Here is a 26,454-nt window from a genome sequence, read left to right on the forward strand (position 1 = left end):
TATCCACAGGAGAACGAGGGGTTCTGTGGACAACCGGGCCCGCTCACGCCGGTCCTGCCGGTCACGCACCCCGCGCCCGTCACACCGGCGGCTTCACCCGCGCGACCCTCCGCGCCACCCCCGGCAGCCACCGCGCCAGCGCGTACGCGGCCCGCGCCTCCGGAGTGACCGGCACGACCGCCTCGTCGCGCACCACCGCCCGCAGCACCGCGGCGGCGACCTTCTCCGGCGGGTAGTTCCGCAGCCCGTACAGCCGCGCCGCCTTCCGCCGCCTGCGCCGCTCCTCCGCCGCGTCCGTGCCCGCGAAGCGCGCGGTGGACGTGATGTTCGTGGTGACGAACCCCGGGCACACCGCCGTCACACCGATCCCCCGCTCCGCCAGTTCGGCCCGCAGGGACTCGCTGAGCATCAGCACCGCCGCCTTCGACGCCCCGTAGGCGGGCAGCGCCCGCGACGGCTGGAACGCGGCGGCGGACGCCACGTTGACGATGTGGCCGCCCTGCCCGCGCTCCGCCATCCGCCGCCCGAAGTGCAGACAGCCGTGGATCACGCCCCACAGGTTGACGTCGAGGACCCGCTTCCAGTCCTCCGTCGTGGTGTCGAGGAAGGCGCCGCCCAGGCCGACGCCCGCGTTGTTCACCAGCACGTCCACCACCCCGTGCGCGGCGGTCACCCGCTCGGCGAGCTTCTCCACGGCCCGCTCGTCGGCCACGTCCGCCGTCTCCGCCCAGGCGTCCGTCGCGCCCCGCGCCCGCGCCTCGCCGGCGGTGCGAAGCGCCGCGCCGGTGTCCCGGTCGACCGCCACCACCCGCGCGCCGGCCTCGGCGAACGCCAGCGCGGTGGCCCGTCCGATGCCGCTTCCCGCGCCCGTCACCAGCACCAGCCGCCCGCCGAACCGGTCGGCGTACCGGCCCCGGGCCCGGCTCTCGGGCCGCCCGTCCTCCACGGACGTCACGAAGTCGGCGATCCAGGTGGCCAGCTGGTCGGGCCTGCTGCGCGGTACCCAGTGGCCCGACGACAGGGTGCGCCGGACCAGCCGGGGCGCCCACTGCTCCAGGCCGTCGTGGAGCCGCGGCGAGAGGAACCGGTCCCCCAGCGGTGTGACGAGCTGCACGGGCACGTGCGCGTAGGCGTCGGGACGCGGGTCGCCCAGCCTCGGCCGCACGTTGTCCCGGTAGAGCCAGGCACCGTGCGCCGCGTCCGACGGCAGGGACGCCGTCGGGTAGCCGTCACCGGGAACCCGCTCCATGCGCTCCAGCATCCGCGGCCAGCGCCGCCCGAGCGGCCCGCGCCAGGCCAGCTCGGGCAGCACGGGTGTGTGCAGCGCGTACACGTACCAGGACCTCAGGCCCTGGCCCAGCAGATGCCCCGCCCGGCGTGGGGTCGGGCGGGACACCCGGCTCTTGATCCAGTGCCCGAAGTGGTCCAGCGAAGGGCCCGAGACCGAGGTGAAGGACAGGATCCGCTCCCGCGCACGCGGCACCGTGACGAACTCCCACCCCTGCACCGAGCCCCAGTCGTGCCCCACCAGGTGCACCGGCCGGTGCGGACTGACCGCGTCCACCACGGCCAGGAAGTCGTCCGTCAGCTTCTCCAGCGTGAACCCGCCGCGCAGCGGACGCGGCGCGGTGGACCCGCCGTGCCCCCGGACGTCGTAGGCCACCACGTGGAACCGCTCGGCGAGGCGCGGCGCGACCCGCGACCACACCTCCTTGCTGTCCGGGTAGCCGTGCACCAGGACGACCGCCGGCCGCTCCGGGTCGCCCAGCTCGGCCACGCTCAGTTCGACCCCGCCCGTCCGCACCCACCGCTGCCGCGCACCCTCGAGTCCCGTCACAGCGGCGAATCTCGCAGCTGTGAGACAAGCCGTCAACAGTGCGCCCCGAGGTGTGCATAACTCTCAGGCAGGGCGTCCCCTACGGGCGCGTACGACTCCAGACGGACGCCAAGACGGCCCCGGGGTCTGACGACCGCAGTGGTACGGGTCACTACCTTCATGGATGTGACTGTGATCGCGACCGAAAGCCTGAGCAAGCGGTTCCCCCGGGTGACCGCGCTTGACCGGCTCTCCGTGGACGTCGGACCCGGTGTGACCGGGCTCGTCGGAGCCAACGGGGCCGGCAAGTCCACGTTGATCAAGATCCTGCTGGGTCTGTCCCCCGCCACGGAGGGCCGCGCCGCAGTGCTCGGCCTCGACGTCGCCACCGAGGGCGCCGCCATCCGGGAACGGGTGGGCTACATGCCCGAGCACGACTGCCTCCCCCCGGACGTCTCGGCGACCGAGTTCGTCGTCCACATGGCGCGCATGTCCGGTCTGCCGGCCACCGCCGCCCGGGAGCGCACCGCGGACACCCTGCGCCACGTCGGCCTCTACGAGGAGCGCTACCGCCCCATCGGCGGCTACTCCACCGGCATGAAGCAGCGGGTGAAGCTGGCACAGGCGCTGGTGCACGATCCGCAGCTGGTCTTCCTGGACGAGCCCACCAACGGCCTCGACCCGGTCGGCCGCGACGAGATGCTCGGCCTCATCCGCCGCATCCACACGGACTTCGGCATCTCGGTCCTGGTCACCTCCCACCTGCTGGGCGAGCTGGAGCGCACCTGCGACCACGTCGTCGTCGTGGACGGCGGCAAGCTGCTGCGCTCCTCCTCCACCCGGGACTTCACGCAGACCACCACGACCCTCGCGATCGAGGTCACCGACACCGACGAGCACCCCGACGGCACCCGCGCGGTGCGCGAGGCGCTCCACGCGCGCGGAGTGACCGTCCAGGACGGGAGCGGCCTGCCGGGCGCCGGGCACATCCTGCTGCTCACCGCGCAGGGCGAGGACACCTACGACCTGGTCCGCGACGTGATCGCCGACCTCGGACTCGGACTGGTGCGCATGGAACAGCGGCGGCACCAGATCGCCGAGGTCTTCACCAACGACACCGACGCACAGCGGAAGGAGGCGGTCGGTCATGGCGGCTGAGCAGTCCCCGCAGGCAACCACCCCGTCGGGTGACACCCGTATCCACAACATCGGCTACCGCTCCTACGACGGCCCCCGTCTGGGCCGCTCGTACGCCAGGATGTCGCTGTACTCGCAGTCCCTGCGCGGCGCCTACGGCCTCGGCCGCTCGGCCAAGTCCAAGGTGCTGCCGATGCTGCTGTTCGTCGTGATGTGCGTGCCGGCCGCCATCATGGTCGCCGTCGCCGTCGCCACCAAGGCGAAGGAACTGCCGCTCGACTACACCCGCTACGCGATCGTCATGCAGGCCGTCATCAGCCTGTACGTCGCCTCGCAGGCACCCCAGTCGGTCTCCCGCGACCTGCGCTTCAAGACGGTGCCGCTGTACTTCTCGCGGCCCATCGAGACCGCCGACTACGTCCGCGCCAAGTACGCCGCGCTGGCCTCCGCCCTGTTCGTCCTGACCGCGGCGCCGCTGCTGGTGCTGTACGTCGGGGCGCTCCTGGCCAAGCTCGACTTCACCGACCAGACCAAGGGATTCGCACAGGGACTGGTGTCCGTGGCCCTGCTCTCACTGCTGTTCGCCGGCATCGGCCTCGTCATCGCGTCGGTCACGCCGCGCCGCGGCTTCGGCATCGCCGCCGTGATCGCCGTGCTGACCATCTCCTACGGCGCCGTCTCCACCCTCCAGGCCATCGCCGACGTCCAGGGCAGCGGTCACGCGGGCATCCTGATCGGCCTGTTCTCGCCGATCACCCTCATCGACGGGGTGCAGTCCGCCTACCTGGGCGCGAGCTCCGCCTTCCCCGGCGGGGTCGGCCCCGACCGGACCGAGGGCCTCCTCTTCGTCCTGGTCACCCTCGGCCTGATCGCCGGCTCCCACGCTCTCCTGATGCGCCGCTACAAGAAGGTGGGCCTGTGACAACGCTCAGCATCGACCACGTCTCGCGCTGGTTCGGCAACGTGGTCGCCGTCAACGACGTCACCATGACCATCGGCCCCGGCGTCACCGGTCTGCTCGGCCCCAACGGCGCCGGCAAGTCCACCCTCATCAACATGATGGGCGGCTTCCTCGCCCCCTCCACCGGCACCGTCACCCTCGACGGCGAGCAGGTGTGGCGCAACGAGAAGATCTACCGCCACATCGGCATCGTGCCCGAGCGCGAGGCGATGTACGACTTCCTCACCGGCCGCGAGTTCGTCCTCGCCAACGCCGAGCTGCACGGACTGGGCGCCAAGGCGGCCCAGAAGGCGCTCGCCACGGTGGAGATGGAGTACGCGCAGGACCGGAAGATCGCCACGTACTCCAAGGGCATGCGGCAGCGCGTCAAGATGGCGTCCGCGCTGGTCCACGACCCGTCGCTGCTGCTGCTCGACGAGCCGTTCAACGGCATGGACCCGCGCCAGCGCATGCAGCTGATGGACCTGCTGCGGCGCATGGGCGACGAGGGCCGCACCGTGCTGTTCTCCTCGCACATCCTGGAGGAGGTCGAGCAGCTCGCCTGGCACATCGAGGTCGTCGTCGCCGGACGGCACGCGGCCTCCGGCGACTTCCGCCGGATCCGCCGTCTGATGACGGACCGCCCGCACCGCTACCTGGTGCGCTCCAGCGACGACCGCGCCCTGGCGGCCGCGCTGATCGCCGACCCGTCCACCTCCGGCATCGAGGTCGACGTCACCGAGGGCGCCCTGCGCGTCCAGGCCGTCGACTTCGGCCGCTTCACCGCGCTGCTGCCGAAGGTCGCGAGGGAGCACGGCATCCGCCTGCTCACGGTCTCGCCGTCCGACGAGTCCCTCGAGTCCGTGTTCTCGTACCTGGTCGCGGCGTAGGAGGCCCTGATGTACGACCCCACAGTCGCCCGGCTCACCTACCGGGCCCTGCTCGGCCGTCGCCGGGCCCTCATCCTGGGGGCGCTGCCCCTGCTGCTCGTCGTGATCTCCCTGGCGGTGCGCGCCCTCGCCGGCGCCGACGACCAGACCGCCGCCGACGTCCTCGGCGGGCTCGCGCTCGCCACGATGGTGCCGATCATCGGCGTCATCGCGGGCACCGGCGCGATCGGCCCGGAGATCGACGACGGCTCCGTGGTGTACCTGCTGTCCAAGCCGATCAAGCGGCCCACGATCATCTACACCAAGCTGATCGTCGCCGTCGCCGTCACCATGGTGTTCTCCGCGGTGCCGACGCTGATCGCCGGTTTCATCCTCAACGGCAACGGCCAGCAGGTCGCCGTCGCCTACACGGTGGCGGCCCTGGTCGCCTCCATCGCCTACGCGGCGCTGTTCCTGCTGCTCGGCACGGTCTCGCGGCACGCGGTGGTCTTCGGCCTGGTGTACGCGCTGATCTGGGAGGCGCTGTTCGGCTCCCTGGTGCCCGGCGCGCGCACCCTGAGCGTCCAGCAGTGGTCCCTCGCCGTGGCGGAGAAGGTGGCGGGCGGTGAGCTGGTCACCTCGGACGTGGGCCTGACCACGGCGACGGTCGCGCTGGCCGCCGTCACGGTGCTGGCCACCTGGTACGCCGGCCAGAAGCTGCGCACGCTGACGCTCGCCGGTGAGGAGTGAGGGGCACACCTTCGCGCTACGTGAGGGCGGTGCCGCCGGTGTCGGCGGCACCGCCCTCCGTCATGTCCCGCGGTGATTTATTCGGTGGCGCCGGACGGGCCCGGCCGGGCACAGTGAGGTGTCCCCGCCGCCGGGAACGTCCGGCGGCCGAGAGCCGGGAGAGGAGCGGGACCATGCCCATGCACGGCAGTACGTTCCGCTCCCGTCGGGGCGGCCCGAGGCGAACTCCGGAGTAATCCCTACTGCTCCGTCGAGTCCCCCCGAGGACCGCCCGGGGCGGCCGCTTCGAGCGCGCGCACACCGCGCGCGGGCCGCCCACCCGGAGGATTGGCCGAGTGGTAAGGCACCGGTTTGCTGAACCGTGGTCGGGTGAGAGCCCCGCGCACGTTCGATCCGTGCATCCTCCGCCGAACGCCGTACGTGTGTCTCGCAGAGCGCCGGGCGTCAGCCCAGCAGGCGCTCCAGCACCACCGCGATGCCGTCGTCCTCGTTGGACGCCGTCACCTCGTCGGCGACCGCCCGCAGTTCGCGGTGGGCGTTGGCCATGGCGACGCCGTGGCCGGACCAGGCGAACATCGGGATGTCGTTGGGCATGTCGCCGAACGCGATCGTCTCCGCCGCCTTCACGCCGAGCCGGCGGGCGGCGAGCGACAGCCCGGTCGCCTTGGACAGCCCCAGCGGCAGCAGCTCCACGATGCCCTCGCCCGCCATGACGACGGTGACGAAACCGCCCGCGGTGCGCTCGGCCGCCGCGGCCAGTTCGTCGGAGGACAGCTCCGGGTGCTGGATGTACAGCTTGTTCAGCGGGGCGGCCCACAGGTCGGAGGCGTCCGTGAACGGCGTCGCCGGCAGCGCGCCGATGACGTCGTAGCCCGGCCCGACCAGCACCTCGCCGTCGAGGCCGTCCCGGCTCGCCGCGAGGTGCAGCGGGCCGACCTCCGCCTCGATCTTGGCGAGGGCCACCCCGGCGAGCTGCCGGTCCAGCGTCACGGAGGTCAGCAGCCGTCCCGCGCCGGCGTCGTACACCTGGGCGCCCTGGCCGCAGACCGCGAGGCCCTGGTAGCCGAGGTCCTCGAGTATCGGACGGGTCCAGGGCACCGCGCGGCCGGTGACGACGATGTGCGCGGCACCCGCCGCGGTGGCCGCGGCGAGCGCCTGACGGGTCCGTGCGGACACCGAGTGGTCGTCACGCAGCAGCGTGCCGTCCAGGTCGGTGGCGACGAGCCGGTACGGGAAGGAGGACGACGCGCCGCTCACTTGGCGACCGGTTCCAGGATCTCCCGGCCGCCCAGGTAGGGACGCAGCACCTCGGGCACGCGGACCGACCCGTCGGGCTGCTGGTGGTTCTCCAGGATCGCCACGATGGTGCGCGGTACGGCGCACAGCGTGCCGTTCAGCGTGGCCAGCGGGCGCACCTTCTTGTCCTCGCGCACCCGGATCTGCAGGCGGCGCGACTGGAACTCGGTGCAGTCCGAGGTCGAGGTCAGCTCGCGGTACTTGCCCTGGGTCGGGATCCACGCCTCGCAGTCGTACTTACGGGCGGCCGAGGAGCCCAGGTCGCCGGAGGCGACGTCGATGACGCGGAACGGCAGCTCCAGCGAGGTCAGCCACTGCTTCTCCCACTCCAGCAGCCGGCGGTGCTCCTCCTGCGACTCCTCCGGGGTGACGTAGGAGAACATCTCCACCTTGTCGAACTGGTGGACGCGGAAGATGCCCCGGGTGTCCTTGCCGTGCGAGCCGGCCTCGCGGCGGAAGCAGGGCGAGAAGCCCGCGTAGCGCAGCGGCAGCTTGTCGGCCTCCAGGATCTCGTCCATGTGGTAGGCGGCCAAGGCCACCTCGGACGTGCCGACCAGGTACAGGTCGTCCTTGTCCAGGTGGTAGACGTCCTGCGCGGCCTGGCCGAGGAAGCCGGTGCCCGCCATCGACTGGGGGCGCACCAGCGCCGGGGTCAGCATCGGCGTGAAGCCGGCGGCCGTGGCCTGCGCCATCGCGGCGTTCACCAGGGCCAGCTCGAGCAGCGCGCCGACACCGGTGAGGAAGTAGAAGCGGCTGCCGGAGACCTTGGCGCCGCGCTCGACGTCGATCGCGCCGAGGAGCTGGCCGAGCTCCAGGTGGTCCTTGGGCTCGAAGCCCTCGGCGGCGAAGTCGCGGATGGTGCCGTGCGTCTCGAGTGTGACGAAGTCCTCCTCGCCGCCGACGGGCACGTCGGGGTGGACGAGGTTGCTCAGCTTGAGCAGGAGCTCCTGGGTCTCGGTGTCGGCGGCGTCGCGCTCGGCGTCGGCCGCCTTGACATCGGCCTTGAGCTGCTCGGCCCTCTTGAGCAGCTCGGCCTTCTCGTCGCCGGTGGCCCGGCCGATGAGCTTGCCGAGCGACTTCTGCTCGGCACGCAGCTCGTCGAAGCGGACGCCGGACGACCTGCGCCGTTCGTCGGCAGACAGGAGGGCGTCGACGAGCGCGACGTCCTCTCCACGGGCGCGCTGCGAAGCGCGCACACGGTCGGGGTCCTCACGGAGCAGGCGAAGGTCAATCACGCCGTCCAGGCTACCGGTGCGGGATGACGGCTCACGACTCACTATTGCGGTGACGCGCTCCATGTCCCTTTGCTGAGGGAATGTCCCCCGTGTTCCTCAAGGTCAAGAAAAGGGGCGTGACCGCTTGAAAGAGTCGGTCGAACGGCTCAGGGTTGACCGGAAACCCTTGAGCCGAAAGGGACTTGGGGTCGTGCTGTCCACAGCTGTCCACACCGCGCGAAAAGTTATCCACAGGTTGTGGGGAAGATCTGTGGATGCCGGAATTGATCACTCCGAAACGCCTCGCCGACGACGGGCATTCGCGGCCCGAACCCGCTCCGCCGCCACTTTCGAGTGGACAGGCCTCCCTCTAAAGGATTGATCCCTTCAAAAAGGTGGACGAAGGGTGAGGTGCGGCGCAATGAAAGCGATCATGGCCTGTAGGGCGATTTGTCGACCGAAGGCCGACTCGGTGTCGACTTGTCCCCAGGTCGAGAAGCGGCCCTGTGGATAACTTCTGTGGATAACGACAATCGGCTGGTAGGACCGGCGGCAGACCGGTCAGAACCGGCCGTCCTGGCAGCGCGCCACCCAGTCCGCCGCCCCCACGAATTCCTCGTCCGACGTCCCCGGGAACGGCGGCCGCACCTCGCCCGGCTCCACGTCCGCCCTCGGGTACGAACCGAGATAGCGCACCTGGAGGCAGATGCGCTTCAGTCCCATCAGCGCCTCCGCCATCCTGCGGTCCGAGATGTGTCCCTCGGCGTCGATGCAGAAGCAGTAGTTGCCGATGCCGGCACCGGTCGGCCGCGACTGGAGCAGCATCAGGTTGATGCCCCGGGTGGCGAACTCGCCCAGCAGATCGCGCAGCCCGCCCGGGTGGTCGTCGCGCTGCCACAGCACCACCGAGGTCTTGTCCGCGCCGGTCGGCGCCGCCGGACGCGCGGGCCGGCCCACCAGCACGAACCGGGTCTGGGCGTTCTCCGCGTCGTGAATGCCGCTCTCCAGCGCCTCCAGCCCGTACCGGGCCGCCGCGAACTCACCGGCGAAGGCCGCGTCGTACCGGCCCTCCTGGACCAGTCGCGCGCCGTCCGCGTTCGAGGCGGCCGACTCCCAGAGCGCGTCGGGCAGGTGGGTGCGCAGCCAGTTGCGCACCTGCGGCTGCGCTGCCGGGTGGGCGGTCACCGTCTTGATGTCCGACAGCTTGGTGCCCGGGCGGACCAGCAGCGCGAAGGTGATCGACAGCAGCACCTCGCGGTAGATCATCAGCGGAGTGCCCGCGACCAGCTCGTCGAGGGTGGTGGTGATCCCGCCCTCCACCGAGTTCTCGATGGGGACGAAGGCGGCCTCGGCCTCGCCGGCGCGCACCGCGTCGAGCGCGGACTGCACGGACACGTACGGGACCAGCTCACGCGTGGCCGACTCGGGAAGCGTGCGCAGAGCGACTTCGGTGAAGGTGCCCTCTGGGCCGAGATACGCATAGCTCGCTGGCATGACCTCACCCTAATGGGCCCACGCCGGCAGCCCCTCCCGAGAGAGCTCCGGAGGGTGACTCCGGGCGGTTCTCACCCCTCCAGCAGCGCCTGGCCCACATACTCGCCCTCCGCCGCCCCGCCCGGGACCGCGAACAGCCCGCTCGTCTCGTGACGGATGAACGGCGTCAGCGCGTCGCCCCGGTCAAGCTTGCGCTGCACCGGCACGAACCCGCGCAGCGGGTCCGCCTGCCAGCAGACGAACAGCAGACCCGCGTCCGGCGTCCCGTCCGCGTCGATGCCGTCGTGGTACGAGAACGGCCGGCGCAGCATCGCGGCCCCGCCGTTCTGATCGGGCCGGGTGATGCGCGCGTGGGCGTTGACGGGGACGACCAGATTGCCCTGGGTGTCGGTCTTCTCCAGGTCCATCTCGGTCGTCTCGTCACCCCCGGAGAGCGGGGCGCCGTCCGCCTTGCGCCGCCCGATGACGCCCTCCTGCTCCCTGGGCGACAGCTTCTCCCAGTCGTCCAGCAGCATGCGGATCCGGCGGACGACCACATAGGAGCCGTTGGCCATCCAGGCGGGCTCGCCCTGCTCCGGCACGAAGATCCGCTCGTCGAAGTCGGGCTCCTCGGGCTTCGGATTGCGGGTGCCGTCGACCTGGCCCATCAGATTGCGGGTGGTCATCGGGCGTGCGGTGGCCCCCGGTGAGCGGTTGAAGCCGTTCATCTGCCAGCGCACCCGGGCCGCCGCGCCCGCGTCCTTCTGCACCGCGCGCAGGGCGTGGAACGCCACGAGGGCGTCGTCGGCGCCGATCTGCACCCACAGGTCCCCGTCACTGCGCGCCCGGTCGAGGCGGTCGGAGGAGAAGGCGGGCAGCGGGTCCAGAGCGGCGGGACGCTGCTTCTCCAGCCCGGTGCGCGCGAAGAAGCTGTGTCCGAAGCCGAAGGTCAGGGTCAGCGAGGAGGGCCCGGCGTCACGGGCCACGTCGCTGTCGCCCTCGGCGTCGAACTCCCCTGCCATCAGCCGCCGGGCGGTGTCCGACCAGCGGCGCAGCAGCGCGGCCGCCTCCTTGCGTCCGGCGCCGGGCGCAAGGTCGAAGGCGAGGAGATGGCCGCGCGACTGGAGCGGGTCGGTGATGCCCGGCTGGTGTTTCACGTGAAACGGCAGTTTTGTCGCGCCGACCGAGGTGAGCGGGGTGGCGCCGGAGGGCGCCGACGCGTACCCGACGGCACCGCCGGCCGCCCCGAGCGCAAGCCCGGTGGCGCCGGCCGTGCCGAGCAGGCGTCGCCGCGAGATGCCCGCCCCGGAGGCGGCGGATTCCGCCCGGGGTTCCTCCTCGGGGGTGAGGGTCTGCGACAGGGAAGGGTCAGCCATGGTGGTTCAGCCGATCTGAGCGTTCTTGGAGACGGTCACCTGGTCGATGTCGGAGGTCCGCACGGTCACCTCGACCTTCCAGTCGCCCGCCATGGGGATCTGCACTCCGCTCGCCGACCAGTGTCCGGTGGCGATGCGGTCGGGTGCGACGGGCAGCGGCCCGATGTCCTGGGCGGCGAGGGTGAGCGCGATCTTCACCTCGGGCACGTCGACGGGCGTGCCGTCCGGTCCCTCGACGTAGACGTGCAGGGCGTTGTCGCCGGCCTGGGCGGGGTCGAGGTCGATCGAGACGACGCCCTTGCCGTTCTTGCCGCCGGTGTCGAAGGGCATGGTCAGGCTCACCGCGCCACTGCCCTGCCCGGTCGCCGAGGCCGAGGACGACGTGGCGGCGGCCGCCCGCGCGTCCTGCTCGGTGCGCCCCGGCTCGGTCTGCGTCAGCACGGTTGTCACGGCCAGCAGGACGACGGCGACGCCCGCCTCGGCGAGCACCGAGCGGCGCAGTCCGAAGCGGTTCGGGTCGGCGTCCCGCAGCCGCTTCTGCCGGGCGGCCTCCGCCGCGGCCCGCTGCCGGGCGAGCTGCGCGGCCCGCACGGAGTCCTGTCCGGCCGCGTCGTTCTCCGCCTTGGACACCTTGGAAGCTTCGGATGTTTTGGGCGTCTCGGACGCCTCGGCCGGGGCGGTACCGGCCGGCTGCTTCTCCTCCTCGGCCCGCTCGGTGCCCTCGGCCGCCGCGGACACACGGGCGTCGGCCAGCCGTTGCGTCCAGCGCCGCGACAGGAAGGCGACGGCGACCATCACGGCCACCAGCGCGATCTTGACGAGGAGCAGCTGCCCGTACCGGGTGTCGGTGAAGGCGGACCACGAGCCGAGCTGCCGCCAGCTCTGGTAGACGCCGGTGACGGCCAGCGTCACCACGCTGCCGAAGGCGAGGCGCGAGAACCGCCGGACGGCGTTCCGCCCGACCGGCGTCTCCACGGGCGCGCGGTAGAGCGCGACGAGGAGGGCGGTGAGCCCGCCCAGCCAGGCGGCGACCGCCAGCAGGTGCACCACGTCGACCGGCATGGCCACGCCCGCCTGGAGACCCTGCGAGGCGTGCTCGGACATGGCCCAGCTCGCGGCCAGCCCGGCCGCGACGACCGTCCCGCCGAGGGCCAGCCCGAAGGTCAGGTCCCGCTTGTCCGGCTCGCCGCCGTCGCTCTCGGCGGCACGGTCCGGGTCACCGGCGTCCGCCGTGCGGGCGTACGCCCCGAACAGCACCGCGATGAACAGCGCCGCCGCCGCGAGCAGCAGCAGCCGCGACACCAGGGCCGCGCCCGTCTTGGTCTGGAGCACGTCCCCCAGCAGCTCCAGGTCGAAGACGTCGCCGATCCTGCCGGAGGTGGTGTAGGAGCCGCGCAGCATCAGCAGGCCCAGGGTCGCCGCGGTGAGCGCGAGCCAACCGGAGACGACCAGACGCTGGACCGCCCGCACCCGCGCCCCCGGAGCCCAGCAGGCGAGGACGAAGCAGGCGGCGCCCGCCAGGACGACGAAGCCCGCGTAGGAGACGTAGCGGCCGAAGCCGTAGAGCCACCCCACGAGGCCCTCGTCGGAGCCCTGCGCGGAAACCGCGACGGTGGTCTCCGAGGGGGCGCCGATGGAGAAGGTGAAGGCGCCGGCGACCGGGTGGCTGTCGGCGGACACCACTTGGTAGGCCACCGTGTAGGTGCCGTCGGGCAGCCCGCTCACCAGCCGCACGCTGTACGTGGTGCCGCTGGGGTTGGCCGGGTCGCCCTTGTCCACCCGCTCGCCCTTGGGGTCGAGCACCCGCACGGAGTCGTCGCCGACCGCGACCGGCTCCGAGAAGGTGAGCGACAGCTGTGGGGGCGCGGTGTCGACCACCGCCCCCTGCGCGGGGTCGCTGCCGGTCAGCGCGGCGTGCGCGGAGGCGGGAGCGGCCCCGGCGAGGAGCGCGCCGGCGACGGCCAGGATCAGCAGCACCAGGGTCCGTACGCGAGGGGCGATGGTCTGGGTCACGGGGGTGTCTCCCTCAGTGTCCGGTGGGCGGGCGGTAGGTGGCCGGCTTCACCGGGAGCTCGACCGTGACGGGGTCGGAGTGGGCGAAACGCAGTTCGACGGAGACCTTCTGACCCTGCTTCGGCTTGCGCTTCAGCTGCTCGAACATCAGATGGTTGCCGCCGCTCTCCAGCACGAGGCTGCCGTGGGCCGGGATGTCGAGGGACTCGACCTCCCGCATCGACCCGTCGACGGTCTCGTGCACGGTGACCTGTCCGGCGACGTCGCTGCTGACCGAGGTCAGCCGGTCCGCGGCGTCGCCGTCGTTCGTGATCGTGAGGAAGCCCGCCGCCAGGTCCGACACCGGCTGCGGCATGTACGCGGCGCCGACCGACAGCCGCGCCGAGCCGTCGTCCGAACCGCCGCACGCGGTCAGGGCGAGCGCGCCGGCCAGGGCGAGGGCGGCGGCCGCGCGGCGCCTCACGGGTTCTCACCCTTGATGATCCTGGGCAGGTCCTGGGTGTAGTCCTCGACGGTGGCGTCCTCGCCGTAGAGGACGTAACCGCCGTCCGTCCTGGGGGAGAAGGCGATGACCTGGGTGCCGTGGTCGGAGACGGTCTTGCCGTTGTCGTCCTTGCGCGGCGGGTCGATGGAGATGCCGAGCGTGCGGGCGCCGGCCTGGATGGTGGCGAAGTCGCCGGTCAGGCCGACGACCTGGGAGTCGATGCCCTTGAGCCACTTGCCGAGCTCGGCCGGGGTGTCCCGCTCCGGGTCGGTGGTGACGAACACGATCCGCAGCTGGTCCTGCTGCTCCTTCGGGAGCTGTTTCTTGGCCACCGCGAGGTTGTTCATCGTCAGCGGGCAGACGTCGGGGCAGTGCGTGTAGCCGAAGTAGATCAGCGTGGGCCTGCCCGCGGTCTGCTCGCGGAAGTCGTACGGCTTGCCCTGGGTGTCGGTGAGGACGAGGTCGGGCTTCTCGAAGGGCTTGTCGAGGACGGTGGCCGCCTTCTGGCCGCCGCTCTCCTCGGACACCACGGAGACGGGCGAGCCACTGGCGCCGTCGTCGCCGCCGCAGGCGGTGAGGGTCAGCGGGAGGACGGCGAGCAGAGCCGCCGCCGCGAGGGTCTTCTTGCGCATGGGATGGTCCTGGAAGTGGGTGTGCGGCGCGCACCGGGAGGCCGCGGGGCCGCGGCCGGCCCCGGCGCGCGCCGTGGAGAGGGGAGGCTCAGGCGGTGCGCCGGCGCCCGGCGAGCACGCCGTACGCGACGCCCGCGGCGCCGACCACGATGCCGACGACGCCCAGCACGCGGGCGGTGGTGTCGGTGCCGCCGGAGTCGCCGTCGGACGCGGCGGACGTCTCGGCGGAAGCCTTCTCCGCGTCGTCGGACGCCTTGTCGTCGGCGGCGGCGCCGTGCCCGTGGCCGTCCTCGGCAGGAGCGGTCAGATCGAGGACCGGGGCCGGGTTCTCGGGCTCGTCCTGGCCCTCCTGCGGAACCTCGATCCAGCGGACGACCTCCTTGCTGGAGTACGTCTGCAGGGCCTTGAAGACGAGCTGGTCGGTGTCCTCGGGCAGCGTGCCGACGGACACCGGGAACTTCTGGAAGAAGCCCGGCTTGATCCCCTCGCCCTTGGCGGTCCAGGTGACCTTGGAGACGGCCTCATCGATCTTCTTGCCGTGCACCTCGAGCGGCTCGGCCAGGCGCGACTTGGTGACCTTGATGTCCCAGCCGTCGACGGGCTGCGGCAGCACGGACGACAGGGGGTGGTCCGACGGGAAGGTGACCTCGAGCTTGGTGGTCGAGGCGTTGTCCCGCTCGTTGGGGACCTTGAAGCCGACGACCGCGTAGCCGCCCTTCGGGGCCTCACCCTCGGGCTGCACGCTGACGTGCGCGAAGCAGGGGGAGGACACGGCGAGGACGGCGGCGCCGGCGACGGCGCCGGCGGCGGCGATACGGGAAGCCTTCATGGCAGAAGCACTCCGCTTCGTAGAGGTTTCACGGACGGTGAGGGATACGCGGCGCGGACGGCGGTCGCTCCGCTCGGCGGGACGACGGCCGGGCGCACGCGGCGGAACCGGCGCACACGCGTGCCGCGCGGAGGCGTCCCTCGTCCCTTCCGGAACCCCGGAACGGTGGGTCGCCCCGCGTCAGGCGGCGAGTGCGAGTGCGGAGGCCTCCGCCGGGGGACCCCGGCGGATCACCGTGTGATGGAGCCCCGCGGAGCGCGGGGGACGTGGTGCGGGCAGCGCGGTGCGCGGGGTGATCGGGCCGGCCTGGGGCGCGCCGGGGAGTCCGGCGCGCAGGGCTCGCACCAGGGCGAGCGCCCCGCGGAGCGACCGCACGAGGGCGCCCTCGGCGACCCCCTGCGCGGACAGGTCGGCCAGGCGCAGCAGTGCCAGGTCGCCCCGGCGCAGCAGCCACCCCGCGACCAGCGCGGCGAGGACGTGCCCGAGCAGCATCGGCAGCGACGGCACCAGCGAGGCCGGTCCGGCCGCCACGGCGTCGGTCGCGTGGGCACCGGGCCCGTGCGGGGCGATGCGGGCGTCGGCGAGGATCCGCTGGGCCTCGGCCGGGCTGAGCGCGCGGGGCCCGCACAGCAGGCGGGCGGCCTGGGCGACCAGGGCGGCGTCGGACACGGCGCCCGTGGGCGTGCCGTGCTGCCCGAGTCCGAACAGCGTGTGCAGCGCGGTCTGCCCGCCGGCCAGCAGCGCGGTGATCACCGGCAGCGGACGGGTGCGCCCGGCGAGCGGCACGGCGACGGCGGCCGCCGCGAGGAATCCCGCGCCGAGCGTCCAGAGCGGGACGGCGTCGCAGGCGGCGAGCGAGTGGCCTGCCCCGGCCAGCACGACGCAGACCGCGGCGAACACCGCGGCCCGCAGGATCCGGAGTCCTCGTCCGGCGCGCGTCGTGCGCGGATAAGGGGCAGACATGGCTGCCTCATCATCGCACCAGCCCCCGGGGCGCCGTACGCCAGGTCCGCAAGATGAGGTACGACCGTAAGATCACCTGTGCGGTGCCGCGTCCCACATACACCGATCGGATCCCCGGTACACCCGCCATATGGGCGGCGTCACGTCAACTTCGTGCTTACCGGTCACTACTCAGGGCAATACGTAACGGTATGTCGAGCCGCAGCCAGGAGGCTGGAGCATGAGCATCTGGTGGTCACTCCATCTGCGGCGTGATGCCGCCAGCGTGCCGCTCGCCCGGCGCCTGCTGCTCGGCACCATGGAGACCGCGGGCGTCGACCCCGAGATCTCCTACGACCTGTCCGTCGCCCTCAGCGAAGCCTGCGCGAACGCCGTGGAGCACGGCGGCGGCGCCGCGCGCGACCACTCGTCGGAGGCGTTCCGGGTGACCGCGTACCTCGACGGTGAGAAGTGCCGCATCGAGGTCGCCGACGCCGGCCCCGGTTTCCCCGCCGCCGGGACCCGCCCCCGCCCCCGGCCCGCCCCCGCCGAGGCGGAGCACGGCCGCGGCCTGTGCCTCATCGAGCAACTGGCCGACCACGTCCACATCGGCAACAAACCGGGTCGCGGCGGCGCGGTGGTGAGCTTCGACAAGATCCTCAAATGGCGCGAGGACGCGCCGCTGACGGCGGTCTAGGGCACACGACGCGGGCCCCTCCCGGCGACGATCCGGGAGAGGCCCGCGTCCGTGCGTGCCGGGTGCGGCTCAGCCCTTGAGGCCCGCCATCCACGCCTCCACCTCGTCCGAGCGGCGGGGCAGGGCCGAGGACAGGTTCTTGTTGCCGTCCTCGGTGACCAGGATGTCGTCCTCGATACGGACACCGATGCCCCGGTACTCCTCGGGGACCGTCAGGTCGTCGGCCTGGAAGTACAGGCCCGGCTCGACGGTGAGGACCATGCCCGGCTCGAGCGTGCCGTCGACGTAGGTCTCGGTGCGCGCGACGGCGCAGTCGTGGACGTCCATGCCGAGCATGTGACCGGTGCCGTGCAGCGTCCAGCGGCGCTGCAGACCCAGTTCCAGCACCCGCTCCACCGGGCCCTCGACCAGGCCCCATTCGACGAGCCGCTCGGCCAGCACGCGCTGCGCGGCGTCGTGGAAGTCGCGGTACTTCGCTCCCGGCCTCACCGCCGTGATGCCCGCCTCCTGGGCGTCGTACACCGCGTCGTAGATCTTCTTCTGCAGCTCGGTGTAGCGGCCGTCGACCGGCAGCGTCCGCGTGACGTCGGCGGTGTAGTACGTGTGCGTCTCCACGCCGGCGTCGAGCAGCAGCAGGTCGCCGGAGCGGACCGGGCCGTCGTTGCGCACCCAGTGCAGCGTGCAGGCGTGCGGGCCCGCGGCGCAGATGGAGCCGTAGCCGACGTCGTTGCCCTCGACGCGGGCGCGCAGGAAGAACGTTCCCTCGATGTAGCGCTCGCTGGTGGCCTGGGCCTTGTCGAGGACCTTCACCACGTCCTCGAAGCCGCGCACGGTGGAGTCGACGGCCTTCTGCAGCTCGCCGATCTCGAAGTCGTCCTTGACCAGCCGCATCTCGGAGAGGAAGACGCGCAGTTCCTCGTCACGCTCGGCGGTGATCTTGTCGGTCAGCGCCGCCTCGATGCCGGCGTCGTAGCCGCGCACCACGCGGACCGGGCCGGTGGCCTCGCGCAGCGCGCCGGCCAGCTCGCGGACGTCGGAGGCGGGGATGCCGTACCGCTTCTCGGCCTCGGTGAGGGAGTGGCGGCGGCCCACCCACAACTCGCCCTGGCCGTCCAGCCAGAACTCGCCGTTCTCGCGGTTGGAGCGGGGCAGGAGGTAGATCGTCTCCCGGTGGCCGTCCGCCGTCGGCTCCATGACGAGGACACCGTCCTCCGTCTGGTTGCCGGTGAGGTAGGCGTACTCGACGGACGCGCGGAACGGGTACTCCGTGTCGTTCGAGCGGGTCTTCAGATTGCCCGCCGGGATCACCAGGCGCTCACCGGGGAAGCGGGCGGACAGCGCCGCGCGGCGGGCGGCGGTCTCGGCGGCCTGCGGGATCGGCTCCAGGTCGCGCAGCTCCGTGTCGGCCCAGCCGCTCCTCATGTTCTCGGCCAGCTCGTCGGACACGCCCGGGTACAGGCCGTTCTTCCGCTGCTTGACGGGCTCCTCGTCGGCAGTCTCCGGGGTCTCCGGCAGCTCCTCCGCCACGGTCATCCTCCTCGATACGGCACTGGACCACCCCCCATCGTACGGTCGGCCGGAAACGGACGAACCGGGGAAGCGCCTGTTACCTCGGAGGCACGCGGAGTGAGGGCGCGCGGGCCGGGCGGGTCAGTCGAAGCGCGCCGCGAGCAGCACCACGTCCTCCGAGGTGTCCGCGTCCTGAGCGCCCTCGGGCAGCACCGCCCGCAGCACATGGTCGGCGACGGCGCCCGGGTCGCGGCGCAGCGCCCGCGGCACCCCGGCCGCGGCGGCGTGCAGCCGGGCGAAGGCACGGTCGGTCGGGTCGCCGGTGCGGTGCAGCAGGCCGTCGGTGTAGAGCAGCACCGTGTCGCCCGCCTCCGCCTGCACCTCCACGCTCGGCGCCTCCCAGCAGGCGAGCATCCCGAGGGGGGCCGAGACGGAGGTCTCCACGAACTCGGTGCGGCGCTCACCGAGCAGCAGCGGCGGGCTGTGCCCGGCCCCGGCCAGGGTGATCCGGCGCACCGCGGGTTCGCAGTAGCCGAACAGCGCGGTGGCCGACCGGGCCGGTTCGGTCAGCCGCAGCAGCAGCTCCAGGTCGGACAGGACGGCGACCGGGTCCTCGCCCTCCATCACGGCGTACGCCCGCAGCGACGCCCGCAGCCGGCCCATCGCGGCGACCGCGCTGGGGCCGGAGCCGGTGACGGAGCCGACGGCGAGGCCGAGCGCGGCGTCCGGCAGCGGCAGTGCGTCGTACCAGTCGCCGCCTCCGCTCGGGCAGGTGCGATGGCGGGCGGCGAGCTGCACGCCGGCCACCCGCGGCAGGCGGGAGGGCAACAGCTCCTCGGTCATCGTCGCCATCGACGCGCGCGTGTGCTCCAGTTCGAGGATCCTGGCGAGGTGCTCCGCGGCGTGCCGGACGTACAGGCCCACGAGGTGGCGCTGCCGCCCGACGGGTTCGGCGGGCTCGTCGTAGAGCCAGACGACCGCGCCGAGGCGTCCGGCGGAGTCGGTGGCGAGGGGCAGGGCGTAACTCGCGGCGTAGCCGAGGCGGGCGGCGACCTCACGGTGCCGGGGGTCGAGCCCCTTCTCGGCGAGCAGGTCGGGCTCGGCGACGCCGTCGTCCCCGCCGGGCAGTCCGTCGAGGATCCGGCCGTGCGGCAGGGCGTCGCGCGGCACCGTCTCCATGTGGCCCAGGTCCGCACGGCCGAGGCCCAGCCCGACGGTCGTGGACGGCCCGCGGCCGTCGGCGGGTTCCAGGGCGACGAGTCCGCGCCGTGCGCCCACCAGGGCGGCGCCCGCGCGCAGCAGTTCGTCCAGCGCGGCGTCGAGCGTGCCGGCGCGGACCAGGCGCTCGGTCAGTTCGTGAAGGGTGGTGAGGTCCGAGACCCAGCCGGCGAGGCGGTCCTGGAGCAGCGCGCCCGGGGCGTTCCGGGGGTGTGCCGCGGCGGACGGGGCGGTCCCCGCGGCGGGCGGGGCAGTGTGTGCGGGGGCGGGAACAGTTGAATCGATTCCGGCCACTTTCGGAGGGTGCGGAGCGTTCATGGCGTCCGGCTTTCCGGCCGGTACGTACTGCTCAAAAGCATCGCAAACCCCCATGTCGTTCTGCGTCGCCGGCAGTGTCTCCACATGTACACGTACTCGTGAGGAGATGTCCAGCATTGTCCTGCTGGGATTCCTGGTGTCCGCGTGGCTGAGGGGAACTCCCGACAGACCTCTTGCCGAAATTCGAAGTTGGCTTGAAACTGCCTCAGGGGGAGGCTTATTGCGGTCGACTGGCCTTGCTCGACGGAGCGTCACAGCGGTCGTGATGGGTACGTACTCGGAGAAGGCCAGGGGTGGTTGGGAACCGCCCGGGAACCTGGCGACGGACCCGGGCGTCTTAACCACCGACGACCGTGCCCCATCCTCCCGTGGCGGAGGCGGAGAGAACCACGCGCGACGGTAAACGCCAGACTTCGCCACCCCACGCCGTACCCGTACTTCTGATAAACGCTGTATGGGTGGAACGGCCGCGGAGGCAGCCCATGCCCGGCCCCTGGGGGTTCCCCCTGCCCGGCGCGGGGGTGTGATGCGCCAACAGGTACGCACAGTGAAGTGATCGACACATGACGTGAGTGGTCCACGGTGTTGCCAGGCGTGCAACGGAAAGGAACGAGCGCTCATGCGCGAGATCCTCGGAAGGCGACGCAGGCTCCTGTCCCGGCGCGGTGACGAAGGGCCCGATCTGATCGGTGCGGCCCTGGCCTTCGCCGCGGGGTGGCAGTGGCCCGTACTCCCCGGCGTGGCGGCCGACCCGCAGGACGGGTCCCGCTGTGCCTGCCGCGACCCGGAGTGCACGGTGCCGGGCGCCCATCCGTTCGACCCCGGTCTTCTCGCCGCCACCACCGACGCGCGGATGGTGCGCTGGTGGTGGACCAACCGGCCGACGGCGCCGATCGTGCTCGCCACCGGCGGCAAGGCCCCGTGCGCGGTGTCCCTGCCGGCCCTGCCGGCCGCCCGCGCGCTCGCCGCGCTGGACCGCCGGGGGATGCGGCTCGGCCCGGTCGTCGCCTCGCCGTCCCGCTGGGCGATCCTCGTCAAGCCGTACTCCCTGGAGCAGCTGGGCGAGCTGCTGTACGCCCAGGACTTCGTCCCCGGCTCGCTCCGCTTCCACGGCGAGGGCGGCTACCTGGCCCTGCCCCCGTCCGTCACCGCGCAGGGGGAGATCCGCTGGGAACGGGCTCCACTGCCCGGCTCGGCGCCGCCCTGGGTTCCCGATGTCGAGGCCGTGGTGGACGCGGTGGTCGACGCCCTCACCCGTACGGGTGTGAGCGCCCCCGAGATGTAGGCGGCGCCGTCGCGCGCCGCGCGCCCGGCACCCGGTGCCGGGCCGCTGTCTTCCCGGGGCATGCCGCGTCATGCCGGGGGCCGTGCCGGCACGTCCCGCAGAGCCCGAGCGACCGCCCTCGCGGGCCTCGCGGAGGCCTGCGGGCTCGCGCTGCCGCTGGCGGTGGTCTGCGCGGGCCGGGACGACGGCCGGCGCCACACCTCGGCCGGGCCGGACGATGTGCGTCCGATTTCCGCTCCCGGGAGAGACGCCCCCGAAAGACACGCCCCGGAGGACGAGGACATCCCGGTGAGGGCACCGGTGGCGGACGAGGCGCCGCCGGGCGCAGCATGTGCCGACCGCCCTGCGCTGTGGCCCCGCCCTGTCCTCGCCCGACGGCCTGGAGGCGCGGACGTGCGTGGTGGTGCGGGGAGAGGACGTGTGGGCGTGGACGTACTACCGCACCACCGTCGGCGCCCTCCTCGACGCGGCCCTGTCCCTGCTCGGACCGGACGGGCGCAGCGTGCGGAGCCGGTGCGTGGCGGGGGCCGGGGACGGCCCGTCCCTGTGCGAGACGCCACGCGTGCGCCTGAAGGGTGAGCCCCTGCGGCACACGGCGGTCGCGGAGTTCGCCGTCCACGGGAGCGGTGCGGAGGTGGGGCGGCTGCTGCCGCGGGCCGGGAGCACCCCCCGCCGGGAAGGGACCGGTGAGGCGCGCACGTGCCTGTGCCGGCGCCCCGGGGAGGCCGGGTGCCGCAGATCCGGAGCGGCCGGCGGCGGAAGTCCGTAGGGAGGGCACGCCGCGGGCACGTAAAGACCCGGTTGCTGGCGACGGGGGATGCACCAGCAACCGGGCTACTGGAACGGTAACAAGAGATCGGCGGTAAGCAAATTCGATCTCGGCGTTTCCGGTCACCGACTGGCTTGTCTGCAAGGGGAGTTACGCGAGCGTAAGGAAATTTGTCCCGGGCGGTTCGGCCGCCCGGGACACCTGCGGGAAGCCGGGTGCGAAGCGCCTCAGCTCAGCGTGACCTGACGGTTCGTCAGACCGCCGCGCGCCCGGCGCTCGTCCGCGGTGAGCGGGGCGTCGGCCGCCAGCGCGGCGGCGAGCCGCTCGGCGAACTCGGCGGCCGGCTTCTCCACGTCCTCCGCGCGGACGTCGCTCGGCAGGTCCCAGACCGGCACGGTGAGCCCGTGAGCGCGGAAGGAGCCGACCAGACGGGTGCCCTCGCCGAGGGAGGAGCCGCCTGCCGCGTGCAGCCGCGCGAGAGCGTCCAGAAGCTGCTCCTCCGGGTGCGGCATGACCCAGCGCAGGTGGTTCTTCTCGGGCGTCTCGCACCAGTACGCGGAGTCCACGCCCGTCAGCTTCACGGTCGGGATCGCCGCCGCGTTCGCCCGCTCCAGGGAGGCGGTGACGTCCGGGGTGGCGTTCTCCGGGTCCGGCACCCAGAACTCGAACCCGTCGTGCACGACCGGCTCGAAAGGACCCTTCGGGTCGAGCAGGTCCTGCAGCCGGGGGCCGTCGGCGGGCGCGCGGCGGGCCTGCACCGGGGTGCCCGGATCGGCGGTCAGCGCGCGCTGCAGCGTGTCGGCGAGGTCACGGCTGATGTCGCCGGAGGGGGTGTCGTTCTGCAGGCCGAGCAGCACGGAGCCGTCGTCGCGTCGCAGCGCCGGCCAGGCCATCGGCAGCACCGTGGCCAGGGTGACGGACGGGACGCCCTCGGGCAGGCCGTCCTTCAGGGTCAGCTCGACGGTCGCGGCGGGCACCAACTCGCGCAGCGCCACCCAGTCGCACTCGCCCGGAAGGCCCTCGAACGGGCGGTGCACCAGCTCGGTCACCGCCTGGGCGGCGGCGCGGCCGTGGCACGCCTTGTAGCGGCGGCCGCTGCCGCAGGGGCAGGGTTCGCGGGCGCCGACGACCGGGATCTGCCCGTCCGTGAGCTGCGGGCGCTTGGCCTTCGTCTGGGGTCGCTTCTTGGCCATCGTGGGTGTCTCCCGGTTACGGCTCGACTCGTACGGCGCGAGCCTAGCCGTTCGCGCCACGGCCGACGGGAACCTGTGGACGACGGGGTGGTCCGTGGAGAACCGGGGCGCGTCGGCGTGATCCCTTCGGAAGCGTCCGACCCGGCCGCCGTCGGAATTGCGATCCGGCCGGGTCGGCACCCCGTCCCGGCCGCCGCGCGTCGTCCCAGGTCGTCAGTCCAGGTCGTCGAAGACGTCCGCGAAGTCCAGGCCCGTGAGGCGCGCGACCGGCGGGGCGGTCACCCGTGCCGCGAAGTCCTCGCGGCGGTGACAGCTCACGGCGTCCGGGTCGTGCACGTCCTCGTGGACGACGACCCACACCGTGACCTCGCCGGGCACCTCGTCGCGCACGCCCCAGTCGTCGGAGAGCGCGGAGATGATGTTGAGCCCGCGGCCGCCGTGCGCGGTGACCGACGGGGTGGCAGGCGCTGGGCGGGTCGGGCCGCCCCCGTCGGTGACCTCGACGACGAGCCGGCCGCGCGGGTCCACCCGCCAGGCCGCACGCACGTCGCCGTCGCCCGCCAGGCTGTCGCCCAGGGGCCGGCCGTGTTTGCACGCGTTGCTCAACAGCTCGGAAAGGATCAGTACGGCATCGTCGATGACCGATTCCGGGACGCCTCCGTCGCGCAGTTGCGCGCGCATCCGGCGCCTCGCCTTCCCCACGCCCGCAGGGCCATGGGGCACGGCCATGCTCGACGACGTGGGCACCTCCTGTGCCACCACCAACGCCACCCCCGAGACCTCCTTCGCCCCACGCCACGGTGTGGATGCCCCATCGGCCTGAACCGGAAACCGGCCGATCCGTGCGCGGTGACGCACTCGGAACGATCGAACACGCACCGAACGCGCCGGAGCACTCCCCGTAGTCGCATGGCTGGATTTCGTCGATGTGGCCGAGATATGAGGATGTGGGTGACCGGTCCCGTGGGTCAAGGGGTGGGTGGTAACCAGTGGGACACACGGGACGGATGTGACGACCGAGGCGGGGTCCCGGGCGCGCCTCCCGGCCCGTACGCCGGGGCCGGCCCGCCGCACCGGTCCGCTCCGGTCGGCGTCCCTGTCGGCCGTGCGGCTCAGCGCCCGAGCCGGTCGAGCACCGCGCGCGGCCGGTTGGTGATGATGGCGTCCACGCCGAGGCTCACGCACAGGTCGACGTCCGCCGGCTCGTTGACCGTCCAGACGTGCACCTGGCGCCCGGTCCGCTTCAGGCGCTCGATGTAGGCGGGGTGGCTGCGCAGGATGCGGATCGACGGGCCCGCGATGTCCGCGCCCTCGGGCAGCCGCCCGTCCCGCAGTCGCGGTGTGACGAACTGCATGAGGTAGACCGTCGGCAGCGTCGGGGAGGCGGCCCGCACGCGGTGCAGGGAGCGAGCGGAGAAGCTCATCACGCGTACCGGCGAGTCCTCGCGGGAGGAGGGCGCGTCGAGCCCGAACCGCTTGAGCAGTACCAGCAGCCGTTCCTCGACCTGCCCCGCCCAGCGTGTCGGGTGCTTGGTCTCGATCGCCAGCTCGACCCGGCGTCCGGCGTCGGCGACGAGCTCCAGCAGCCGCTCCAGGGTGAGGACGGAGGTGGCCTCGCGGTCCTCCGGGCGGTGCTCCCAGTCGGGCTCCTCGACGCGGGGTCCGCCGGCCGCGTCCCGGGTCTTCCACGAGCCGAAGTCGAGGGCGGCGAGGTCGGACAGCTCCAGCGCCGACACAGCGCCGCGCCCGTTCGACGTACGGTTGACGCGACGGTCGTGTACACACACCAGGTGTCCGTCGGCGGTGAGGCGTACGTCGCATTCGAGTGCGTCCGCGCCGTCCTCGATCGCCTTGCGGTACGCGGCCAGGGTGTGCTCGGGGGCGTCCTCGGACGCCCCGCGGTGCGCGACGACTCGGGTCAGGTGCTGACGTGCGTGGGTCACCGCGTCATGGTGCCACCGCTCGCCGGACGACGGGCGGGCGGTGTGGCGTGATCGGTACGGCAGTCCGGTCGGAGCCATCGAGTGGCGCACCTTATGTGAGTAATGCCCTATATAAAGAATGACCCCGGACGCACAGGAACGGCTTACGGTGCCCTGACGGCGTGTGGGAAAAGCTGACGTCATACAAAGAGACGTGCACAGCTGCAGCTGCATCGCGCCGGGCGCCAGGCGCGCGTGACATGCGGGCCCGAGTGCGACCCAGACCGAACAGCCGTGGATCGAGGAGAGAAGCTGTGAGCACCGAGAACGAGGGCAGCGCGGTACCCCCGGCCCCGTCGGCTCCGCCGCCCCCGGCGGATGCTCCCGCTGCTTCCGCACCCCAGGGCGCACACCCTGGGGCGGCTTCGGCGGCCGGCGCCCCCTATGGCCCTCCGGCCTCCCAGGCCCACCACGACGCGGGCGAGTCCGCGTCCGTCCCCGACCCCTCCTGGCCGCCGCCCCCGCCGCCGTCCACCCCGGCGTACGGCGGTGACGGCGGCGCGGGACACGGCGGTGGCGGCTGGGGCGCAGGCTGGGGCGCCACGCACCAGCAGCCCGCGCCGAAGAACGGCCGCGGGCGCGGCGGGCTCGTCGCCGCGGTCCTGGTGGCCGCGCTGGCCGCGGGCGGCCTGGGCGGCGGCCTCGGTTACACGCTCGCCCGGGAGAACGACAGCGGGGGCTCGACGACCGTGTCGGCGGGCACCACCGGCGGCAACGTCAAGCGCGACCCGGGCACGGTCGCCGCGGTCGCCGCGGCGGCGCTGCCCAGCACGGTCACCATCGAGGCGGCGAGCAGCAGCGGCGAGGGCGGCACGGGCACCGGCTTCGTCTTCGACAAGCAGGGCCACATCGTCACCAACAACCACGTGGTGGCGGACGCCGTCGACGGCGGCAACCTCTCCGCGACGTTCCCCGACGGCAAGAAGTACGAGGCCGAGGTCGTCGGCAACGCGCAGGGGTACGACGTCGCCGTCATCAAGCTGAAGAACGCGCCGTCGGACCTCAAGCCGCTCGCCCTGGGCAACTCCGACGACGTGGCGGTCGGCGACTCGACCATCGCCATCGGCGCGCCCTTCGGCCTGTCCAACACGGTGACGACCGGCATCATCAGCGCGAAGAACCGCCCGGTCGCCTCCAGCGACGGCAGCGGAAGCAAAGCCTCGTACATGAGCGCCCTGCAGACCGACGCGTCGATCAACCCGGGCAACTCCGGCGGCCCGCTGCTGGACGCTCAGGGCAACGTGATCGGCATCAACTCCGCGATCCAGTCGACCAGCAACGGCGGCTTCGGCACGGGCCAGGCCGGCTCGATCGGCCTCGGCTTCGCCATCCCGATCAACCAGGCCAAGTACGTCGCCCAGGAGCTCATCAGGACCGGCAAGCCGGTGTACGCCAAGATCGGCGCGTCTGTCTCCCTGGAGGACACCACCGGCGGCGCGAAGATCACCGAGCAGGGCGTGGGCGGCGCCGAGCCCGTCGACCCGGGCGGCCCCGCGGACAAGGCCGGCCTGAAGCCGGGCGACGTCATCACCAAGCTGGACGACCGGGTCATCGACTCCGGCCCCACGCTGATCGGCGAGATCTGGACGCACAAGCCCGGCGACGAGGTCACGATCACCTACGAACGCGGCGGCAAGGAGCGCACCACGGAACTCACCCTGGGCTCCCGCGTGGGCGACAGCTGACCCCACCCGTCACCCCCGAACCCGTTA

The 26,454-nt window shown here is 72.6% G+C and carries 23 protein-coding genes and 1 tRNA gene; 9 read left to right on the plus strand and 15 right to left on the minus strand.

Annotated features, from left to right (window positions below; all coding sequences use genetic code 11):
- Positions 1-79: 79 nt before the first annotated feature.
- Positions 80-1,837: an SDR family oxidoreductase gene (locus tag ELQ39_RS16300; protein WP_242592436.1), complete on the minus strand. Its 1,758-nt coding sequence runs from the start codon at positions 1,835-1,837 to the stop codon at positions 80-82.
- Positions 1,838-2,008: 171 nt separating this feature from the next.
- On the opposite strand from ELQ39_RS16300, the gene ELQ39_RS16305 reads away from it, so the two are divergent.
- From ELQ39_RS16305 to ELQ39_RS16325, 5 genes are all read left to right on the plus strand, one after another.
- On the plus strand, positions 2,009-2,974 hold the full coding sequence (locus ELQ39_RS16305; protein WP_225626685.1) for an ABC transporter ATP-binding protein: 966 nt from the start codon (positions 2,009-2,011) through the stop codon (positions 2,972-2,974).
- Complete coding sequence (locus ELQ39_RS16310; protein ID WP_242592438.1) at positions 2,964-3,875, plus strand: ABC transporter permease; 912 nt, start codon at positions 2,964-2,966, stop codon at positions 3,873-3,875. The genes ELQ39_RS16305 and ELQ39_RS16310 overlap by 11 nt, the downstream gene beginning before the upstream one ends.
- On the plus strand, positions 3,872-4,783 hold the full coding sequence (locus ELQ39_RS16315; RefSeq protein WP_019525979.1) for an ABC transporter ATP-binding protein: 912 nt from the start codon (positions 3,872-3,874) through the stop codon (positions 4,781-4,783). Before ELQ39_RS16310 ends, ELQ39_RS16315 begins: the two co-directional genes overlap by 4 nt.
- A 9-nt stretch (positions 4,784-4,792) precedes the next feature.
- Complete coding sequence (locus tag ELQ39_RS16320) at positions 4,793-5,512, plus strand: ABC transporter permease subunit (RefSeq protein ID WP_190004447.1); 720 nt, start codon at positions 4,793-4,795, stop codon at positions 5,510-5,512.
- 321 nt (positions 5,513-5,833) lie between these two features.
- Positions 5,834-5,919: transfer RNA gene (locus ELQ39_RS16325), tRNA-Ser, on the plus strand.
- 37 nt (positions 5,920-5,956) lie between these two features.
- On the opposite strand, the gene ELQ39_RS16330 is transcribed toward ELQ39_RS16325, so the two are convergent.
- The 9 genes from ELQ39_RS16330 to ELQ39_RS16370 form a co-directional block, all read right to left on the minus strand.
- Positions 5,957-6,769: an HAD family hydrolase gene (locus ELQ39_RS16330; protein ID WP_242592440.1), complete on the minus strand. Its 813-nt coding sequence runs from the start codon at positions 6,767-6,769 to the stop codon at positions 5,957-5,959.
- A complete protein-coding gene (gene serS / locus ELQ39_RS16335; protein WP_190004449.1) occupies positions 6,766-8,043 on the minus strand; it encodes a serine--tRNA ligase in 1,278 nt (425 codons plus the stop codon). Before serS ends, ELQ39_RS16330 begins: the two co-directional genes overlap by 4 nt.
- Positions 8,044-8,583: 540 nt before the next feature.
- Positions 8,584-9,516, minus strand: a complete 933-nt coding sequence (gene pheA / locus ELQ39_RS16340) for a prephenate dehydratase (protein WP_225626619.1) — start codon at positions 9,514-9,516, stop codon at positions 8,584-8,586.
- A gap of 71 nt (positions 9,517-9,587) precedes the next feature.
- The gene (gene efeB, locus ELQ39_RS16345) at positions 9,588-10,871 is read right to left on the minus strand and encodes an iron uptake transporter deferrochelatase/peroxidase subunit (protein ID WP_242592442.1); all 1,284 of its coding nucleotides are present in this window, start codon (positions 10,869-10,871) and stop codon (positions 9,588-9,590) included.
- A 6-nt stretch (positions 10,872-10,877) separates the two neighbouring features.
- Positions 10,878-12,884, minus strand: a complete 2,007-nt coding sequence (locus ELQ39_RS16350; protein WP_242592444.1) for a copper resistance protein CopC — start codon at positions 12,882-12,884, stop codon at positions 10,878-10,880.
- Between the two features lie 13 nt (positions 12,885-12,897).
- Positions 12,898-13,347: a copper chaperone PCu(A)C gene (locus ELQ39_RS16355; protein ID WP_242592445.1), complete on the minus strand. Its 450-nt coding sequence runs from the start codon at positions 13,345-13,347 to the stop codon at positions 12,898-12,900.
- A complete protein-coding gene (locus ELQ39_RS16360; protein ID WP_242592447.1) occupies positions 13,344-14,000 on the minus strand; it encodes an SCO family protein in 657 nt (218 codons plus the stop codon). Before ELQ39_RS16360 ends, ELQ39_RS16355 begins: the two co-directional genes overlap by 4 nt.
- A gap of 88 nt (positions 14,001-14,088) precedes the next feature.
- Positions 14,089-14,829 (minus strand): YcnI family copper-binding membrane protein, encoded by a 741-nt coding sequence (locus tag ELQ39_RS16365; protein ID WP_242592449.1) that lies wholly within the window; start codon positions 14,827-14,829, stop codon positions 14,089-14,091.
- Between the two features lie 180 nt (positions 14,830-15,009).
- A complete protein-coding gene (locus ELQ39_RS16370) occupies positions 15,010-15,792 on the minus strand; it encodes a hypothetical protein (RefSeq protein WP_242592452.1) in 783 nt (260 codons plus the stop codon).
- Positions 15,793-16,012: 220 nt separating this feature from the next.
- Here ELQ39_RS16370 and ELQ39_RS16375 point away from each other — a divergent pair, with 220 nt between their 5' ends.
- Positions 16,013-16,468, plus strand: coding sequence for an ATP-binding protein (locus ELQ39_RS16375; protein ID WP_242592454.1), 456 nt, complete (start codon positions 16,013-16,015; stop codon positions 16,466-16,468).
- A 69-nt stretch (positions 16,469-16,537) separates the two neighbouring features.
- Here ELQ39_RS16375 and ELQ39_RS16380 read toward each other — a convergent pair whose 3' ends face one another.
- Together ELQ39_RS16380 and ELQ39_RS16385 are read right to left on the minus strand one after the other, a co-directional pair.
- Positions 16,538-18,001, minus strand: coding sequence for an aminopeptidase P family protein (locus tag ELQ39_RS16380; RefSeq protein WP_242592456.1), 1,464 nt, complete (start codon positions 17,999-18,001; stop codon positions 16,538-16,540).
- 117 nt (positions 18,002-18,118) lie between these two features.
- Positions 18,119-19,630: a PP2C family protein-serine/threonine phosphatase gene (locus ELQ39_RS16385; RefSeq protein ID WP_242592458.1), complete on the minus strand. Its 1,512-nt coding sequence runs from the start codon at positions 19,628-19,630 to the stop codon at positions 18,119-18,121.
- Positions 19,631-20,132: 502 nt separating this feature from the next.
- On the opposite strand from ELQ39_RS16385, the gene ELQ39_RS16390 reads away from it, so the two are divergent.
- The gene (locus ELQ39_RS16390; RefSeq protein WP_242592460.1) at positions 20,133-20,798 is read left to right on the plus strand and encodes a bifunctional DNA primase/polymerase; all 666 of its coding nucleotides are present in this window, start codon (positions 20,133-20,135) and stop codon (positions 20,796-20,798) included.
- Positions 20,799-21,129: 331 nt separating this feature from the next.
- Positions 21,130-21,567 (plus strand): hypothetical protein, encoded by a 438-nt coding sequence (locus tag ELQ39_RS16395; protein ID WP_242592462.1) that lies wholly within the window; start codon positions 21,130-21,132, stop codon positions 21,565-21,567.
- A gap of 227 nt (positions 21,568-21,794) precedes the next feature.
- Here ELQ39_RS16395 and ELQ39_RS16400 read toward each other — a convergent pair whose 3' ends face one another.
- The 3 genes from ELQ39_RS16400 to ELQ39_RS16410 form a co-directional block, all read right to left on the minus strand.
- Positions 21,795-22,760 (minus strand): DUF5926 family protein, encoded by a 966-nt coding sequence (locus tag ELQ39_RS16400; protein ID WP_225641863.1) that lies wholly within the window; start codon positions 22,758-22,760, stop codon positions 21,795-21,797.
- 213 nt (positions 22,761-22,973) lie between these two features.
- Positions 22,974-23,618, minus strand: a complete 645-nt coding sequence (locus ELQ39_RS16405) for an ATP-binding protein (protein ID WP_190004462.1) — start codon at positions 23,616-23,618, stop codon at positions 22,974-22,976.
- Positions 23,619-23,872: 254 nt separating this feature from the next.
- Positions 23,873-24,703, minus strand: a complete 831-nt coding sequence (locus tag ELQ39_RS16410) for a glycerophosphodiester phosphodiesterase (RefSeq protein ID WP_242592464.1) — start codon at positions 24,701-24,703, stop codon at positions 23,873-23,875.
- Positions 24,704-24,996: 293 nt separating this feature from the next.
- Between ELQ39_RS16410 and ELQ39_RS16415 the strand changes: the two genes are divergently transcribed.
- A complete protein-coding gene (locus ELQ39_RS16415) occupies positions 24,997-26,427 on the plus strand; it encodes a S1C family serine protease (protein WP_242592466.1) in 1,431 nt (476 codons plus the stop codon).
- Positions 26,428-26,454 lie beyond the last annotated feature (27 nt).

Origin of the sequence: Streptomyces sp. GB4-14 (assembly GCF_022696125.1) — a bacterium.
Classification (GTDB): Bacteria; Actinomycetota; Actinomycetes; order Streptomycetales; family Streptomycetaceae; genus Streptomyces; species Streptomyces werraensis.